Origin of the sequence: Halopseudomonas xinjiangensis, from assembly GCF_900104945.1 — a bacterium.
Lineage (GTDB): Bacteria > Pseudomonadota > Gammaproteobacteria > Pseudomonadales > Pseudomonadaceae > Halopseudomonas > Halopseudomonas xinjiangensis.
The window spans coordinates 817,780-835,583 of sequence record NZ_LT629736.1 but is presented as its reverse complement, the minus strand read 5'-3'; the positions used below and the strand labels follow the sequence as shown (position 1 = coordinate 835,583).

At 61.6% G+C, this 17,804-nt stretch carries 10 protein-coding genes; 5 read left to right on the top strand and 5 right to left on the bottom strand.

The features are described from left to right. Positions 1-4 precede the first annotated feature (4 nt). The 3 genes from BLT85_RS03745 to BLT85_RS03735 all read right to left on the bottom strand — a co-directional run bounded on the left by BLT85_RS03745 (position 5) and on the right by BLT85_RS03735 (position 7,577). A complete protein-coding gene (locus tag BLT85_RS03745) occupies positions 5-3,562 on the bottom strand; it encodes a tetratricopeptide repeat protein (protein WP_093391892.1) in 3,558 nt (1,185 codons plus the stop codon). Continuing rightward, positions 3,540-6,344, bottom strand: coding sequence for a bifunctional glycoside hydrolase 114/ polysaccharide deacetylase family protein (locus BLT85_RS03740; RefSeq protein ID WP_093391891.1), 2,805 nt, complete (start codon positions 6,342-6,344; stop codon positions 3,540-3,542). The genes BLT85_RS03745 and BLT85_RS03740 overlap by 23 nt, the downstream gene beginning before the upstream one ends. A 207-nt stretch (positions 6,345-6,551) precedes the next feature. Then, positions 6,552-7,577 (bottom strand): alpha/beta fold hydrolase, encoded by a 1,026-nt coding sequence (locus tag BLT85_RS03735; protein WP_197673883.1) that lies wholly within the window; start codon positions 7,575-7,577, stop codon positions 6,552-6,554. 378 nt (positions 7,578-7,955) lie between these two features. Between BLT85_RS03735 and BLT85_RS03730 the strand changes: the two genes are divergently transcribed. Both BLT85_RS03730 and BLT85_RS03725 read left to right on the top strand, forming a co-directional pair. Continuing rightward, positions 7,956-8,831, top strand: a complete 876-nt coding sequence (locus BLT85_RS03730; protein ID WP_093391889.1) for a PhzF family phenazine biosynthesis protein — start codon at positions 7,956-7,958, stop codon at positions 8,829-8,831. Positions 8,832-8,980: 149 nt separating this feature from the next. Next, positions 8,981-9,415, top strand: a complete 435-nt coding sequence (locus tag BLT85_RS03725) for a 3-phosphoshikimate 1-carboxyvinyltransferase (RefSeq protein ID WP_093397363.1) — start codon at positions 8,981-8,983, stop codon at positions 9,413-9,415. 19 nt (positions 9,416-9,434) lie between these two features. Here the strand turns inward: BLT85_RS03725 and BLT85_RS03720 are convergent, their stop codons facing one another. After that, positions 9,435-10,553 carry a GGDEF domain-containing protein gene (locus tag BLT85_RS03720; RefSeq protein WP_093391888.1) on the bottom strand — a complete coding sequence of 373 codons (1,119 nt, stop codon included), beginning with the start codon at positions 10,551-10,553 and terminating at the stop codon, positions 9,435-9,437. A gap of 189 nt (positions 10,554-10,742) precedes the next feature. Between BLT85_RS03720 and BLT85_RS03715 the strand changes: the two genes are divergently transcribed. Together BLT85_RS03715 and BLT85_RS03710 are read left to right on the top strand one after the other, a co-directional pair. Further along, on the top strand, positions 10,743-11,468 hold the full coding sequence (locus BLT85_RS03715) for an SOS response-associated peptidase (protein WP_093391887.1): 726 nt from the start codon (positions 10,743-10,745) through the stop codon (positions 11,466-11,468). A gap of 133 nt (positions 11,469-11,601) precedes the next feature. Next, positions 11,602-13,260 carry a Vgb family protein gene (locus BLT85_RS03710; protein ID WP_093391886.1) on the top strand — a complete coding sequence of 553 codons (1,659 nt, stop codon included), beginning with the start codon at positions 11,602-11,604 and terminating at the stop codon, positions 13,258-13,260. 81 nt (positions 13,261-13,341) lie between these two features. Here BLT85_RS03710 and acnA read toward each other — a convergent pair whose 3' ends face one another. Further along, positions 13,342-16,056, bottom strand: a complete 2,715-nt coding sequence (acnA, locus tag BLT85_RS03705; RefSeq protein WP_093391885.1) for an aconitate hydratase AcnA — start codon at positions 16,054-16,056, stop codon at positions 13,342-13,344. A gap of 177 nt (positions 16,057-16,233) precedes the next feature. Here acnA and BLT85_RS03700 point away from each other — a divergent pair, with 177 nt between their 5' ends. Next, positions 16,234-17,793, top strand: a complete 1,560-nt coding sequence (locus tag BLT85_RS03700; protein WP_093391884.1) for a methyl-accepting chemotaxis protein — start codon at positions 16,234-16,236, stop codon at positions 17,791-17,793. The last annotated feature ends 11 nt before the right edge of the window (positions 17,794-17,804 follow it).

Below are 17,804 nucleotides of genomic sequence, written 5' to 3'. Positions count from 1 at the left end.
ACGCTCAGCGTCCGAATCGGTGGCTGTAAGTTAATCCCAAGGTGCCGCCCGGCTCGCCACCGCTACCCCGCGGAGCCGACTGATAGCCGCCGGTGATGGCGAGTTCGTCATCGCCGAGAAGCTCGATGCCGATCCCCGCATTGATTCCGTATACGAAGCTGCTGTTGATGAACTGCCAACCTGCCAGCAGATCGAGCGACCAGGTGTACTGCGCGCGGGTTCGATTCAGCGCCCCGGGTATGCCGCGCTGAATCGACGTGCCGGCGTATACCCGGCCAAACTCTTCATCAAGGAATGTATTGGCTGCTACCGAGTCCAGCCGCAGCGCGCCGCCTTCGGCTACGGTCAGCCCGTCGAGCGGCTCGCTGTCCAAGCGTGCGCGTTGGTAGTCGATTCCGGATCGGACGATCCAGGTCGGGCCCGAGAACTGCTGCACCTGGGTCCACTCGGTGGAAAACGCCTCCGAAGCGCCCAGCGATTGGCCGTCGATGGTCTCGTAGCGGTTGTGCCGTACGGTCCAGCCAACCTGATCTCGCGCCGACAAACCGTGCCGGCCAGCGAGCGCGATTCCGCTCTGCTTGCCGAATGCGCGCATCATCCCGCTTTCCACGCTGGAACGGTCCCAGTCCAGCGACAGCTGAAGCTCGTCCCGATTGCCAAGCAGCCAGCTGCGGCGGATGCCCAGCCCAACCCGGTTGTCCGTTTCGCGCAGACTCGTATCCAGGGTGACCTCGGCGACGCCGTCAACCAGCGGTCGTTCAAGCCTGATGACGGCGTCCAGCTCGTCATCCAGGCGAGCCGGCTCGAGCAGCTCACTGCGATAGCGCGCCTTCTGCAAATCAAGCGAGGCATAAAGATTTCCGCCCAGATTGCGGGCGAGTCTGATTTGCGGCCCCTCGCGATCGAAGCCACCAAAATCCTGGCGCGCCCAACCCAGGCTCACGCCCTGCGGGTGTCGCTCATGGAGCTCTGCTGCCTGTCGCCGAAGCTGCTCGGCCACCACCGTTGGTTGGCGTGTGCCCAGGCTGCCGAGAGCCACACCGAGCGCGCTATAGCCATGACCCAGCCGATCAAGCGCCGCTACGCGCTGGGCCGGGTCGAGCTCGCTGTCGGTCAGCAGCCGGTCAAGGTTCGCCCGGCTGGTCTGGCGCAACGCCTCTTGCAGCTGGTTGTCCTGATTCACACGCAGGCCGCTGCGCCTCGCCCACGCCAGCCATTGGTCCTTCTGCGCCGCCTGGTTGGTGAGGTCCAGCTGCGTCAACAGCCGGTCGAACCAGACCTGCATCATCGCAGACGAGCCGTTACGCCAACGCATCGCCTGCTGCTGGGCGTCCAGTGGCGAATTGGTCGCGGCGAGCAGGCGCAGCCAGACCGCATAGCGCTCGGGCGAAGCGCTAAGCGCATGCCCGTCCAGACGCTGAACCAGTGCGCCGCGCAGGCGGTAGGCCTGATCGCTGCGCCCTGCAGCGTCCAGAGCATCGGCGTAGGCGGCCTGGACTAGCCAGTCGTCAGCGTTGGCCCGCAGATACAGCCGAAACCAGGCCAGAGCCTGCTCATGACGCTGCAGCATCTGGTTGGCGGTAGCAAACGGCAGCCAGAGCGCGCCGACCCGTTTCGCAGCCTGGTTCCAGCGCGCCAGCAGCGTCGGTAGTTCGGCGACTCGCTGTCGGTCTATCAGATGCCAAAGGAGGCTCTCGTGGAAAACATAGTCGTGCGGAAAGCGCTCCAGGCCGATCCGATACAGTCGCTCGGCCTCGTCGAAGCGCTCGTCACGCTCGGCCAGGGTGGCCCGCGCCAGCAGCATTCGGGAACTGTCGGCGACGTTTGGATCTGCTTCGCCCTCGGCGATCAGCGACCGGTACAGCTCGACATTTCCCTGTTCATCGGCCAACTCCAGGGCAGCGACGAGATGCGACGCATCCCTCCAGCGTCGCCAGCTGTCAACCAGCATTTCAAGCGCATGCTCCGGTCGCGGGTCGCGGTAACTTTCGATGAGTTCAGCTTCCTCGCTGCGCAGTAGCGGCGTGCCGCTGGCGGCCAGCGCCTCGTAAGCCCGCTGCAGGTCGGCCGGGCGCTCGAGTGTCCAGGCGAGGGCTGCCCGGGTGCGCCAATAGTCCGGATCGGTGATGCCGTCGCTGTCCGCTTCCAACAGCTCCCAGGCAGCCTCCGGATCGTGCAGCCGCCAGACAGTGCTAGCCCAGTCGACCCGTTCGGCCGGTGACAGCTCGAAGCGCCGCGCCATACCGCGAAACACCGCAGCCTTGGCCTGCAGTTGCTGGGTATTCTCCAGATTCTGACCCAACCGGGACCAGGCAAGGCGATGCGTCGGATGGCGCAGCAGATATCGACGCAGCCAGCGTTCAGCATGGTCCGGCGTTCCGCGCTGTTCGTGCGCGTAGATCAGCGCATCAAGGTCTGCATCACTCAGACGGGTGGATGCGGCCGCAGCTTCGAGCCACTGAATACCGCGCTCGTAGTCGAATAGCTGGAAAGCCAGACGCCAGGCATGGGCCAGCGCCTCGGGGTCGGCCTCGAGCGCAAGACAGGCCTGCCAATAGTCCAGGGCGGCCGGTCCGTGACCGGTCCACTCGGCAAGCCACGCCATCTGGCGCTGCAGTGCCGCATCTCGAGGACGCAAGAGCGCCAATCGTTCACCTGCGTGCCAGGCGCTTTGAATGTTTCCTGAAGCGAGATGCAGACGCAGCTCAGCATCGAGCGCCTTTTCGCTGTCGGGTAACGCAGCGCGCCAGTACTCCACGATTCTGCCCGCCAGATCCAGACGCTGAGCTCCCATGGCCACCTTCAAACCCTGGCCCAGCCAGGACGACAGCGCCTCGTTGACCGGCAGTTGCTCCATTTCCCCGACCAGCAGTCTCGACGCCTCGGCGTGTTCCCCCACCGCGACGAGTCCGTCGTAAGCGCGCCTTACCAGAGCCGGACGCTGCTCTGCATCGCCGGCCGCGTGGAGCATTTCCAGGTACACCTGGGCAGCCTGAGCCGGGCGGTTACCGGCGAGATACCAGGTCGCCGACTGTTCCAGCAGAGCAGCACGCCGCTCGGGCTGCCGGTCGGCCAGGCGCCGGTACAGATCGGCTGCGACCAATGGCAGGCCGAGCTTCAACGCATCATCAGCCAGACGCTGCTGGCGAGCGATCGAAAGCGCACTGCTGTCGTAGGTCTGCAGGCGTCCGCTCGCCTCGTCCAGCCGCGTCGCATCGGTAGCGCTGAGCGCCTGGGCGATCGCGATATGCAGGTCGAGGTAACCGGCCTCTTCCCGGTCCGGATCAGGCCACGCCTGGAGCTGCTGGCGCGCTCGCTCGTACTCGCCGAGGTAAACTAGCAATTCGATAAGCTCGACGCGCCGGTTGCCCTCTTCCGGCCGCGCAGCCACGAGGAGTTCAGCGTAGTTCGCCGATACGGCATCCGGCTCGCGCCCTTCGGGCAGGAGCATGTCCTCGCCGGTATAGGTGAGCACAAGCACACCGCCGATGGTTCCGGCGATAGCGACCAGGGTCCAGGGTTGAACCAGCCTGATCGGTCTATCTGCAGGTGAGTTGCGCATCGTTCACCCGTTCCATCGGTATATCGAACTCCCAGACCCCGCCGGTGCCTCGGCCGGCGTAGGTTTTCCCCGCATGCAGAACTTCGCAACGCCCCTTTGCTCTCACCGCAAAGCGCAACGGAAACTGCCCGGCAAAGGAAAACCGGACTCGCTCAGGGTTTTCGTAGTGCCAGGCCAGCAGCGGCAGATTGGCGTATTCCAGCGCCGGCCGCGGATCGCGTTCCGAACGCAGGGCCAGTGTGGCGACCGGCTTGCTCAGATGCACATAGCGCCCTTGCGGCAAGTCACGAACGCCCGCGACGCCATCGGACTGCAACAGATCCGGCCAACCCATGTCGGCATCCAGCCGCACGGTGCGCAGGCCATCGAGCGCCTTGAGTTGCCAGGCTCCGTCAACCCGCCGCGCGAGGCTAGCCGAATGCAGACCGTGGACGCGTTCGACGTAATCGCTCATCCAAAGCGAGAATGGCTGTTGCGCCAGCATGCTCTGGTAAATCTCGCGCATCGTGTTGATGGAGGCCTGCTTGGTCGCCGAGTAGAAGTGGTAGTACAGATGCATGCCCCGGAGCCGTCGCGGCATGTCTGTCAGTTCGAAGGTTTCCAGCACACCCTTGAACCCGTAGAACGGGCCGCGCCACAGGTTGGTGTAGACGTTTTCGTTGATGATCGGCGCGTAGACTTGCAGCCCGCCAGGGGTAGGCCGGAGCAAGGGATAGAGACCGGTCAGCGATGGATCGGCACGTGTCAACATGGTTGCGGCGCCGTTGACGTTGCTCAGGCCGGCCTCGTACGCGAGGCGTATGGTCTGCTCATCCGGCAACGCATCACCCGACCAGAAGATCATCTTCACCGGCTTGTCCGGGGTGGTCAGCCGCTGGTTTATGTAATCACGCGAGCCGATGACCTCTCGGCCGATGTCCATCGCCTCGTACCCGGGGATGGCCATATTCAAACCGTACTCGGCGTGAAAGCCTTCGCGCTGCGCTGCAAGCTCCGGCTGCCAATAGAATGGGTGGCTAAAGCTGTGCGTAGCGACCTCCACACGTGGATGCGCGAAGACGCGCCGGGCGATCGGCTCGAGTTGCGGCGCCAGATATGGATACATCCCTTTCGGGCCGACTTCGCCTTCCACCACCGAAGCGGAAGTCAGCAGCGGATAGGGCTTGATGAACTGATCCAGCGCCAGTTGACCCGCATACGGCGTGCCCGGCGCCTCCGCACGAGAGACGAAGCCGTCGCCGTCGATATGCACGGTGGCGATCCGCAGCCCGTTCTCGGTCGTCACATCTGCTCGCGGCATGGCCGGCAAGCGCAGGGCACTTTGCAGGAACGTGAAAGGATCGAGGATCCACCGCCTCCGCTCCGCGCCTTCTTCCAGCACGTAGGGAGCCAATGCGATACCGCCCCATTCGCCAATCGCGACCGGATTGAACAGTCTTCCGTCAGGACCGGCAACGGTCAACGCCGCCACTGGCCCACCAGGAAGCAGCGAGATGCCCATCATCCCACGGGCCCGCGCTACCACGGGCGCTTCGAATGAACCGAGCAGGGCCGAGTCATGCTCCACGATGGTAAGACCGGAACGTGGTGGTTCGCTGGCTCGACGCAGTCCGAGCCGATAAAGCAGAGCTGCGTCGTCAACGGGTAGGCCCGCGATGAAAGCGATGGGCAATTTCTCGTCGAGGCGTGTGCCGAGCCACTCGTTGAACGAGAAGGCGTTCTGCGGCGCCCCACTGGTCATCCATACCACTACCCCCGCGTACAATCCCACCGGCTGAGCAGGCAACGGTGTACCGTCGACAGGCAGGTAATCCACCCGATAACCAAGGTATTCCAGCAAGCCGCCGAGCAGCGTGTGACTGGCGTTACGTGACACCGTCCCCTCGCGCGGGTCATATAGCACGGCGATGCGACGCGGGTGAACTTCGATTGCACCCACGCCGATCGAGTCGAGTTGCGGAGTGGTGACATAGGGCACGTATCCCTGCGTGGTCAGTTCTGCTGCAAGCTGACGAGCCTCGTCGCGACGATTGCCCGGAAGATATTCGATGGCGACGACAGGAGTACCGCGGTCACGGATCGGGTCAAGCTTGCCTTCCAGCCAACTGCGATCCTCCGGGGGCACGTCTCGATACTGGTTCGCTGATGCGTTCCAGCCAGCTCGCAGGGATTCCGCGGCAACGGCAGCGACCTGCCCTTCCAGTTCCGGCAGTACTTCAAATCCACGATTGAAGAAAAACTTCAGATCCGGCTCGGCCTGATGCATATCCTTCAACAGCTGCGCCAGGGCATCTCGCTGCAGCTGATGCTGTTGTTTCGGCAATAGGGTAAAGCTGTCCAGCGTGTCGAGAAACAGACCGGCATAACCCTGTTGCCGTAAAGAGCGTGCCTGCTGCAGAAGGTGATCACGCCAGACTGGCGATGTGAGGTCCATGACCCGGCTGTTCCAGCCGTGATTGGTTACATCAGTGGAGGCAGAAAGAGCAACGTCAGGAAACTGCTCGGCCTCGGTTGCGTCGAGCTCACCGACCGAGAGATAAGCAAATGGGGCGGCGCCCTGCGCCAAAAGGAAGCTTACGTCGTTGGCGGAGAGATGCGCAGGCTCCAGCACCACCCAGTCAAACTGGGCAAGTTCTGATAGCGGCGGCTCGGCAGCGTACCAGAACGCGACACTGGGAAGATTGGCAGCCGGGGATGCCAGTGCCGAGCACAGCAGAACCAGTCCGGCTGCGATGCGACACCAGGCCCTTCCCTGTGGCCTACGACTCGTCCTCGACCCCATCTACATCCCCGCGATTCGAACCGCACTTCCCTTGGACGCGCCCAGCGGCTCGAATGGCTGACAGAAATATGGCCGGACAGGCGCGATCTCCCGGTCATGAGACCGCCGGCATAACTGACCGGCAGCGTATTTGATGTCAGTATGGCATTACATGCCACTACGTCAATAACTCGCCGACAACTAGCCGAACCGCCCGTCAGCCGACGGTTATCCAGCGTTTGCTTTGGCTTCGTCGCTCCCCCCGGTAAGCAGCTTCAACAACGCCTCATGAAACTGCTCCGGCGCCTCCACCTGAGGCGAGTGGCCTAGTTCGGCGAACTCGATCAGCTCGGCCTCGGGGATCGCGGCGGCAGCCTCGCGCCCGAGCACGGGGTAGTTGCCCAACTGCTTGGCCACTTCCTCTGGAGCCCGGTTGGCGCCTGGCGCCGTGCGGTCTTTTTGCCCGATCATCAAGGCGGAGGGAACATCAATGTTGGGAAACTCCTGAACTACCGGCTGGGTGAATAGCATTTCAGCAGTCTGCGCCTGGTTCCAGGCAACGATTTCACGGCCCGGGCCCTTGTACATGCCGGCTAGCATCTCCACCCAACGGTCATATTCCGGTTTCCACTGGCCGTTGTAATAGAACTTTGTCTGGTAGCCCTTGATACGCTCGTAATCTGTCTTCAGCTCACCCTCGTATAACTCGTCAATGGGGGCATACGGAACGCCCTTGGCGAGCCAGTCCTCCAGACCGATCGGGTTCACCATCACCAGTTGCTCGGTCAATTCCGGATGATCCAGAGCGAAGCGCGCCGCGAGCATGCCGCCGATCGAATGACCGATGACGATCGCCTCATCAATCCCCTCGTGTTCGAGCAATTGCGCGGTATTGGCGGCGAGCTGACCGAAGCTGAACTGATACCCTTCCGGCTTGCTCGATTTGCAGAATCCGATCTGGTCGGGCGCGATCACCCTGAAGCCTTCCTCGCTCAGGGCCTCGATGGTCTGCTCCCAGGTAGCGCCGCAGAAGTTCTTGCCGTGCAGCAACACTGCAGTCCGGCCATTTGCTTCTCCGCTTGGCGCGACATCCATGTAAGCCATCGACAATTCCTGCCGTTGCGAGGTGAAGTCGAAGCGCTCGACGGCGTGCGGATAGTCGAAACCTTCCAACTGCGGCCCGTACGTCGGGCGGGTGTCGGCCTGGACCATGCTTGCGCATAGCAACGCTGAACTGATGACTGCGGTACGAATGGACATGAACGCGAGAACTCCTGTGCGGTGATGAACGGCTTGGCGGAAAACAAGAAGGAGTATAGATACCAGGCGCAGCATCGGAGGTGCGGATTGAATCCTGCCGAACGAAACCTGTAGGAGCGGGCATGACCGCGACGGGCTTCGGGCTCCGCTTTCGCGCCCAGGTGCGCTCCTACATCAAAACCAGCCAGTCCTTTGTAGGAGCGGGCATGACCGCGAAGGGTTTAGGCTTTTTGCTGTGCGCGTGGAGACAACCAGGTGACCAACGCTCAACGACCTTGTCCGACCAACTGTTCCGACGTACCCGCTCGCCACTGTCTCTGTATCGTTGGGCGACAGGCCGGTAGCATCAGCGAATCATAAGGAGATCACCCCATGCGCCGCGTCCCGTTCAAACAGGTTGATGTTTTCACCCACACGCCGTTCAAAGGCAATCCCGTAGCGGTGGTGCTCGACGCAGAGGGTCTGTCCGACACCCAGATGCAACAGATAGCGAACTGGACCAACCTGTCCGAGACTACCTTCGTGCTCCCTGCCACTACCTCGGATGCGGATTACAAGGTGCGCATTTTCACCACAGTCTCCGAGCTGCCCTTTGCAGGACATCCGACGATCGGCACGGCGCACGCGCTGCTCGAGGCTGGTCGGATCCGGGCGCGTGATGGCCGTCTGGTACAGGAGTGTGCGGCAGGGCTGGTCGCATTGAACGTTTCGGAATCAGGCACTCCATGTTCCATTGCCTTCGAACTGCCGGAGCCGGCGTTCACCGCATTCAACCCGTCGCAGATCGACGAACTCGAAGAGCTCCTCGATACGCCCATCGTTCGCGAGGCCGCTCCGCGCTTGATCGATGTCGGTGCGCGCTGGATCGTTGCCCAATTACCTTCGGCGGAAGCGGTGCTGGCTTGCAAGCCGGACTTTCTGCGGATGCGAGAACAGGACATCAAGGCGCAGGCTACCGGCGTGGTGATCTTCGGTGAGTATCCTGAAAGCTCACCGGCCCGCGTCGAAACCCGTGCCTTCGGCCCTGCCACCGGCATCGAGGAGGATCCGGTCTGCGGTAGCGGCAATGGTTGCCTGGCTGCTTTCATCCGGGCAACTGGTCAAACAGCTCACTTTGGCTCCAGATTCGTGTCCTCCCAAGGTGCCGCCCTCGGCCGGGCGGGTCTGATCGACATCACCATCGAGGAACGGCGCATTCAGATTGGCGGTGAGGCAGTGACCTGCATTGAGGGACACATCGCGCTATAAACGCAGAGGTTGCTCTCGGGCTCGCCGTCGGAAGGCGACGCTTGAGCTTGGGCTTGCGACCCGGGCGCGATACCATGTCGCGCTTCGCTGTCGGTCAGTCAATCTCGCAGCAATGCCTGCCAGCACGACCCCAGCTTTCCGCAACCGCAATGCCCTTAGAGACCAACCCGTTGAGCAAACAGGATTCACGTCACAGCCCGTCTCGCGAGGACTGGTTCGCCAAAGGATTAAAAGACCGCTTGCCCGACGATGTCAGAGAGTCTTTCAGCGAGCAGCAACTGCAGGCGTTAAAGGTAGCGTTCGGTGCTCGCCGCTGGGGGCGCCACCCGGTGGATTTGCGCGGTACGCTCAACCTCTGGCGCTGGCGGTACTACTTTGTGTTGCTGATTGGTCGCAACCGACGCGAGCTCACGCGTAGCGAAGAGAGAATTTCCCGGCTGGTCGGCGCGCTTTCACTGCTGGGGTTTTTGCTGTTTTCGGTTCTGGTCGGTCTGCTGGTGCTTTACGTACTCAAGTCTGCGCTGGGGATTAACCTTCTACCGAATACTTCACTGGGTTTGTGGGACTGGCTGAAAAGCAACTGACGGCCGACGCAGCATTACGCTAGCGCGCAAAGCCGCTGGCTTCGGTGTCTGCACCCTGTACCCGGTTGCGCCCGCTCTGCTTGGACTGATACAGCGCCTGATCGGCGCTGCGCAGGCTTTGCCTCAAGTCTTCCACGCCATCCGGCACAAAGCCGACCACTCCCGCACTCAATGTGATGACGTCTGCGACATCGGAACGCGCATGGGCAATCCCGAGTTCCTCTACGTCGCGACGTATGGTTTCAAGCATAACCAGCGCGTCGGCTTCGCTTAGCCCGTACCAGAGGACGATAAACTCCTCACCACCGTAGCGCGCGGCAAGATCGAGCGGCCGCTGCACGTTGCGGCGTATCACTTCGCCGACCTGGCTTAGCGCCTCATCACCTTCCGCGTGACCGTAATGGTCGTTGTAAGCCTTGAAGAAATCGATATCGATCATCGCTACCGCAATCGGGCTGCGCTCGCGCACGGCCTGACGGAGAGATCGCTCGGCGCGCTCGTCGAACGCACGGCGATTGAACAGGCCGGTCAGCGGATCGCGCTCGGCCAGATTGCGCAGAGCCTGTTCGGCCAGAAAACCCTGCCGGGTGGCGGAGTCGAGAAAATAGCAACCAACGGAGCCGATGACGTTAGCGGAGATCAGGAACATCGAGTTGTACAACAACTGCTCGCCGCTCAGCCCTGCCTGGGCCTCCATGACGATGTACGCCACACAGGTGAGCCAACCGCACACCATCGCGCCGCGATAACGAAGCCCGACAAGGAAATAGAAGAAAATCGTGACCAGGATGATGCCTTCATAAGGAAGCGGGGTCTGCTCCCGTCTCGCCACCCACAGAATGCCCACTATCGCCAGCCCAGCGATCACCGCCGCCGCAGTGATTACCCACTGGAGTCTTTGATGTAGCGCTTCGATGAACGAGGCCCGCCATACCAGAACGAAGACCGGCAGGATGATGAAAAACCTGATCATCAGCGTCTGGTGCCAGACATGAGAGGGCAGCGAGAGCACGTCGAGTATGGCGAACAGCACTACGAGCAATATCGCCGCAATCTGCGCCCAGCGGATTCGATTGAGGAAGCGATGGTTATAGTAAAGCTCGAAGTTTCGCTGCGTTTCGTTATTGATATACGGCAATCGACTTCACGCCTTGATGGAGGGTGCCGGGGCGCTGACGCCCACGCTGATCGGCCACCCGTCGGGCCAGCCGCCATGTCACGTTTCGTCGAGTCTATCCCCGTCACTTCAGGTCGGCAAGACGACGCCGGGACGTGACTGTCGAGTTTGAACTAGGCTGGGGCAAGGTAGATACACAGGGGAAGGCAGATGTGCGGTCGCATCGCCCACTTTCGATCCGAAGAAAAATACCTGAAATGGCTCAAGAGCCAGCTGCCGGTGCCGGGTCCGGTTGGTAGCGAGGATAGCGATCGCTACAACGTGGCACCCCAGACTAACATCAGCGTGCTGCATCAGGATGACGATGGGCTACGCTTCAGTGCGATGCGCTGGGGCTACGCGCCACTGTGGGCCGTAGACAGAACGCCTGCTATCAACGCTCGCCTAGAAACAGCTGCGACCAGCAAGTACTGGCAGGACGTCTGGGCCAGTGGGCGCTGTCTGGTTCCGGTCGATGGCTGGTTCGAATGGGTAGGTGATTCCGACGCAGCGCGAAGCCGCCAACCATATTTCATTCATCTGCCAGGCACCGATCCCATGTTTCTCGCCGCAATCGGCCGCTTCCCGAGGGGCCCGTGCGAAGCGATACCTCAAGAGAGAGGCTTTGCCATCATCACTGCCGACAGCGAAGGTGGGATGCTTGACATTCATGATCGCAGGCCAGTGGCGCTACCCGCAAAGGTGGCGCGCCAATGGCTCGACCCGGATCTGCCTGCCGAGCAAGCCCAGGAACTGGCGCGACATCATGCGACACCAGCCGATGCTTTCACGTGGCACGCGGTCGACACCGCGGTGGGCAACGTGCGCAACGACGGTCCGCATCTGATTGAGCCGTGCCGACCTGCACCGCACACGCTGGACCTGTTCGATAGCTGAAGCGGTGAATCGCGTTGCTGACGAAGATGCATGTAAGGTCATAACGCGGCTCGATTGAGGCTGCCAAATCAATATGGTTCGCTAGAATCAAAACCATCCGAACATTCCCGATAACAACAAGAAGGATTCGACCATGAAACCCGTTTTTCCCCTCGCATTGCTTGCCGCGTTCATCGGCGCGCCTGCGTTTGCCGACAACACCTATCAACCTCCCCAGGCGCTGGTCGCCCCGTCCGCGTTCAAGGGTGTGCATGGCCTGGCCATGGATCAACAGGGGCGGCTGCTAGCAGGCAGCGTCGTCAGCGCGACGATGTATCAGGTGGATATCGAGAGCGGTGACGTGACGACCTTCATCGGACCGCCCGAAGGCCAGGCAGACGACATCGCTATCGGGCCGAATGGCGAAATGGCGTGGACCGGCTTTTACCTGGGCAAGGTGTTCTACCGCGAAAACGATGACGCCCCCATCAAGGTTCTGGCGGAAGGACTGCCGGGCATCAACTCAATCGCGTTCGATCAGGACACCGGCAAGCTCTATGCAAGCCAGGTTTTTCTCGGCGATGCAGTGTGGGAGATCGATCTCACTGGCGACAGCGAGCCGCGGCAGATAGCCGAGGACCTGGGCGGGTTCAATGGTTTCGAAGTGGGCTCAGACGGTTGGCTGTATGGGCCTCTGTGGTTCAAGGGCCAGGTCGTCAAGCTCAATCCGGCCGATGGGCAAACGCAGGTGATTGCCGAAGGCTTCGACACGCCGGCGGCGGTCAACTTCGATTCCAAGGGCAACCTGTACGTATTGGACACGCACGCCGGTACGCTCAACCGCGTCGATGTTGCGACAGGCGAAACCAACGTGGTCGCGACGCTGGATACCTCGCTTGATAACCTTGCCATCGACAAGGACGACCGCATCTTCGTCTCGAACATGGCTGACAATTCCATCGAGATGGTCAACCCTTCCTCCGGCAAGACACGGGTGATCACCAAAGGTGAACTGGCGGTGCCGGCAGGCCTGACCATCAACGAGGATGGCAAGACCCTGTATATCGCCGACATCTTTGCCTTTCGCTCGATCAATACCGATAACGGCCAGGTCACCGATATTCGCCGCGCCCATGGCTCAGATCTGGAGTATCCCTCCTCCGTAGCGTCCGGGCAGGGTCGTTTCCTGCTGACCAGCACCTCGACGGGAACATTGCAGATCATCGACGAGAAAACGCATGAAACCCGCGCGTTGGTGCACGGCCTGAACGCACCAAGCGCGGCGGTTGAGCTGCCCGATGGAAGCATCGTCGTCAGCGAGATGGCCAGCGGCAAACTGGTTAAGTTAAGCGGCGAGAAATACGACCAGCGCACTGACCTTACCGAGGGATTGCACGGGCCGGTGCAGATGATCATGGGCCAGGACGAGAACATCTACCTGACCGAGGCAGCCGGGTTTCTCACCCGGGTCAATCCGAAGACTGGCGAGCTGACTCGCGTGGCCAAGGATCTGGCAATGCCAGAGGGGTTGGCACAGCTGCAAAACGGCGATTTCGTCATCGCGGAAACCGCCGAACGCAGGCTTTCGGTGCTTGATCTCGAAGGTGGGGAGCGCGAAGTGCTGGCTGAGGACCTGCCGATAGGCTTACCCACCGGGCCCGGAATGCCGCCAAGTGGTATTCCCACGGGCGTCGCGGTCGACGCCAACGGGGTTATCTATTTCGGATCGGATATCGATAACGGGCTATACAAGATCGAACCGGTAATCGTCGAGCCCGAGCGCGCCGTTGCAGACAAGTCGGAACAACCATAATCAGGGGAGCGGCCAACTCAGGCGAGTCCGCCATCGCGGCGCCCGTGACCAGGCAGGCAGACGCCTGCCTGGTCCGTCTTTTCAGCCCTTGCTGTTCATGTCTCGCAACACGAAGTGCAGAATCCCGCCGGCCTTGAAGTAGTCGATCTCGTTGCGGGTGTCGATACGGCACAGAACGTCGAACTGAATGTCGCCGCCATCCTTGCGCTTGCCGACGACTTTCAGCGTCTGGCCAGGCACCAGGTTGTCGTCGATACCCTGCACGTCCAGCGTTTCGTACCCATCGATTCCCAGCGATTCGACGCTCTCACCGTTGACGAACTGCAGCGGAAGCACGCCCATGCCGACCAGATTCGAGCGGTGGATACGCTCGAAACTCTCAGCGATGACCGCTTTCACGCCCAGCAGGTTGGTTCCCTTGGCTGCCCAGTCACGGCTCGAGCCGGTACCGTATTCCTTGCCGGCCAGCACCACCAATGGTGTGCCTTCGCTCTGATAACGCATGGCCGCATCGTAGATCGACATGCGCTCGCCACTGCTCGCATGGATTGTCTCGCCGCCCTCTTCGCCTCCGAGCATCCGGTTGCGAATGCGGATGTTGGCGAAGGTGCCGCGCATCATCACCTCGTGGTTGCCGCGGCGCGAGCCGTACGAGTTGAAGTCCTCGGGGCTGACGCCCAGGCTCTGCAGATAGCGACCCGCCGGAGACGAGGCCTTGATGTTACCTGCCGGGGAGATGTGGTCTGTAGTGATCGAGTCACCAAAGACCGCCAGCACACGCGCGCCCTGGATCGGCTTCAGCGGCTGCAGCGGCTGATCGATAGTTTCGAAGTACGGCGGGTTTTGCACGTAGCTCGACTCGTTGTTCCAGGCGTAGGTATCGCTTTCCGTGACGCGGATAGACTGCCAGTGCTCGTCGCCACTGAACACGTCGGCGTAGCGCTTGCGGAACATGCTGCCATCGACCTGCGCGACCGCCTCGGCGATCTCGGCATTGCTGGGCCAGATGTCCTTGAGAAAGACTGGGCGATTGTTGCTGTCGTGCCCCAGCGGTTCAGCCAGCAGGTTCATCCGGGCGTTGCCGGCCAACGCGTATGCCACTACCAGCGGCGGCGAAGCCAGCCAGTTGGCGCGAACCTGCGGATGTACGCGACCTTCGAAGTTACGGTTACCCGACAATACCGACGATACGGCCAGATCATGGTCTGTGACGGCCTGGGCAATCTCGTCAGGCAGCGGGCCGGAGTTACCGATGCAGGTGGTGCAACCGTAACCGACCAGGTTGAAGCCCAACCGATCGAGATACTGCGTGAGGCCGGCACGGTCCAGGTAATCGGTCACCACCTTGGATCCCGGCGCCAGCGAAGATTTCACCCACGGCTTGCGCTGCAATCCCAGCTCCGCCGCCTTCTTCGCCACCAGGCCTGCCGCCATCATCACGTTCGGGTTGGACGTGTTGGTGCACGAGGTGATCGCAGCAATGACCACCGCGCCGTGCTCCAGCGTGAACTCTTCACCGTTCATGCTGACCTTGGCCTGGCCACGGCCCATGCCTTCGCCGTCCTCTTCGACCTGATTCTGGTCGCGCGGCGCCGGGTGCAGATCCATCAGCTCCTGGAACGCCTTGCTTACGCCGCCCAGCGAAACGCGATCCTGTGGGCGCCGGGGTCCGGCCAGGCTCGTTTCGACTTCGCTGAGGTCGAGTTCCAGCTTGTCGGTAAACTCCGGCTCCATGCCCTGTTCCCGCCACATGCCCTGCGCCTTGCAGTAGGCTTCGACACGATCGATCACTTCATCCGGGCGCCCGGTCATGCGCAGGTAACCCAGAGAGATTTCGTCGATGGGGAAGAAGCCGCAGGTGGCGCCGTATTCCGGCGCCATGTTGCCGATGGTCGCGCGGTCGGCCAACGGCAGATCGGCTAGACCGTCGCCGTAGAATTCCACGAACTTGCCGACTACGCCCTTCGCTCGCAGCATCTGGGTGACGGTCAGTACCAGGTCAGTGGCCGTGATGCCTTCGGGCAGCTTGCCAGTCATTTTGAAGCCGATGACTTCCGGAATCAGCATCGATACCGGCTGGCCGAGCATGGCTGCCTCTGCTTCGATGCCGCCGACGCCCCAGCCCAGCACACCCAGGCCGTTGACCATGGTGGTGTGTGAATCGGTACCTACCAGCGTGTCCGGGTAGGCCCAGGTTTTGCCATCCTTTTCGGAAGCCCAGACGCTCTGCGACAGGTATTCCAGGTTCACTTGGTGGCAGATGCCCGTGCCCGGCGGCACCACGCGGAAATTATTGAAGGCTTTCTGACCCCAGCGCAGAAATTCGTAGCGCTCGCCATTGCGCTTCATCTCGATATCGACGTTGTCTTCATAGGCATCGTCATAGCCGAAGCGATCCACCATCACCGAGTGGTCGATGACCAGATCCACGGGTGACAGCGGATTGATGCGCTGCGGATCGCCACCGGCCTTGGCCATGGCGTCGCGCATCGCAGCCAGGTCGACCACCGCCGGAACGCCGGTGAAGTCCTGCATCAGGACACGCGCAGGTCGGTACTGGATTTCCCGGTCGGACGAGCGCGTCTTCAACCAGTCGGCCATCGCCTGGATATCGTCTCGCGTGACGGTCACGCCGTCCTCGTGGCGCAGCAGATTCTCCAGCAGCACTTTGAGCGATACGGGCAGCCTATCGATGTTGCCGAGTTTCTCGGCCGCCTTCGGCAATGAATGGTAGTGGTAGGTCGTCTCCCCCACCTGCAGCGTGCTCAGCGTATCCAGACTATTGCCTTGGGACATCTGCGACTCTCCTTTCTCGTATGCCGACGGCGTGCGCCGGATTGAAGCGAACTTCGAAACAGTGTGTTTAATACTTTCGTAACAGAAGCTAAAGCCTCTGCGTGCTCGGGCGATACAGTCATCATAGACAACAAAATACCGCTCTCCGCTCCCGCCTTTTTCCAGACCAGGATTTCAATGCGCAACAATCTCCCGATCACTCAACGTGAACGTACCTTCAAGCCCGAGCAACGCCTCATTTCTGCAACCAATCTGAAGGGTCAGATCGTCTACTGCAATGATGCCTTCGTCGATATCAGCGGATTCACCCGTGAGGAGCTGATCGGCAGCCCTCACAACCTGGTACGTCACCCTGACACGCCGGCAGCGGTATTTGCGCATATGTGGACGGACCTGAAAGACGGCCGCAGCTGGATGGGCATCGTCAAGAACCGCTGCAAGAATGGTGACCACTACTGGGTCAACGCTTACGCCACGCCCATCTGGGAAAACGGTCAGGTTACCGGGTACGAATCGGTGCGCGTGCGTACCACCGCGGCCCAGGTCGAGCGCGCCGAGGCGTTGTACCGTCGATTGAATGAAGGCCGCTCAGCGCATACTACCGACTGGGCTGGGATAGTGTTGCCGGCCGCGTTTGGCATCTCCGCTGCGGCAATCGGCGGCGGCCTGACGATCGCCTTTGGCGGCATGGGCGCGGCTGTCGCGTGCGCAGCCAGCATCCCAGCGGCGTGGGTCTACAAGCAGATCGGAGATAACCGCATGCAGCGCGCCATCGGCGCTGCAGACGATGCGATCATCGATCCGCTGCTAGCGACCATGTACACACCCCATCGCGGCGTGCTCGGCCAGCTGGAAATGGCCATGCACAGCCAGCAGGCACGCTTGCGCACGTGCCTGACCCGCGTCATGGACAGTACCGAGGGTCTGCGTAAGCAAGCGGAGGAATCCAGCCAGCTGGCGCGCAGCAGCAGCGACGGCCTGTCGCGCCAGCGCCAGGAGACCGATATGGTCGCCACCGCCATCAACGAGATGGCTGCAGCCACCCAGGAAGTATCCGGCAACGTCCAGCGCACTGCCGATGCGACCCGCGAAGCGAGTGCACTGGCAACGCGTGGAAAGCAGGTAGCCAGCCAGGCGCGGGATGCTATCGAAGTGCTGTCCGAATCCGTTCGCTCCGCCGCCAACGTTTCCAATCAACTATCGCTCGATGCGAGGGAGATCGGCAGTGTCGTGGACGTAATCAAGGGTATTGCCGAACAAACCAACCTGCTGGCACTCAATGCGGCGATCGAAGCGGCACGCGCCGGCGAACAGGGCCGCGGCTTTGCCGTGGTGGCTGATGAAGTCCGCGCGCTGGCCAGTCGTACCGCCAGTTCGACCGAAGAGATTCACAAGCTGATCGAGAATCTACAGACGGCCGCCGCGCGCGCCGTAACGACCATGCATTCCGGCCACGAGCAGGCCGAGATCGGTGTTAGCCGCGTCGTCGAAGCGGACGAGGCGCTCGACGGCATTCGCACCGCCATCGACCAAATCAATGAGATGACCGGCCAAATCGCTGCTGCGGCAGAAGAGCAGAGCGCAGTGGCCGACGAGATCAACCGTAACGTGGTGAATATTGCCGGCCTGTCGGACAGCACCGCCTCTCAGGCTGCACGCAGCGCGGATGTGGGTATTGAGCTGGCAGCAACCGCCAGGCAACAGACGGCTTTGGTGGAGCGCTTTGCCAAGCGGTAGCCCAGCAAATC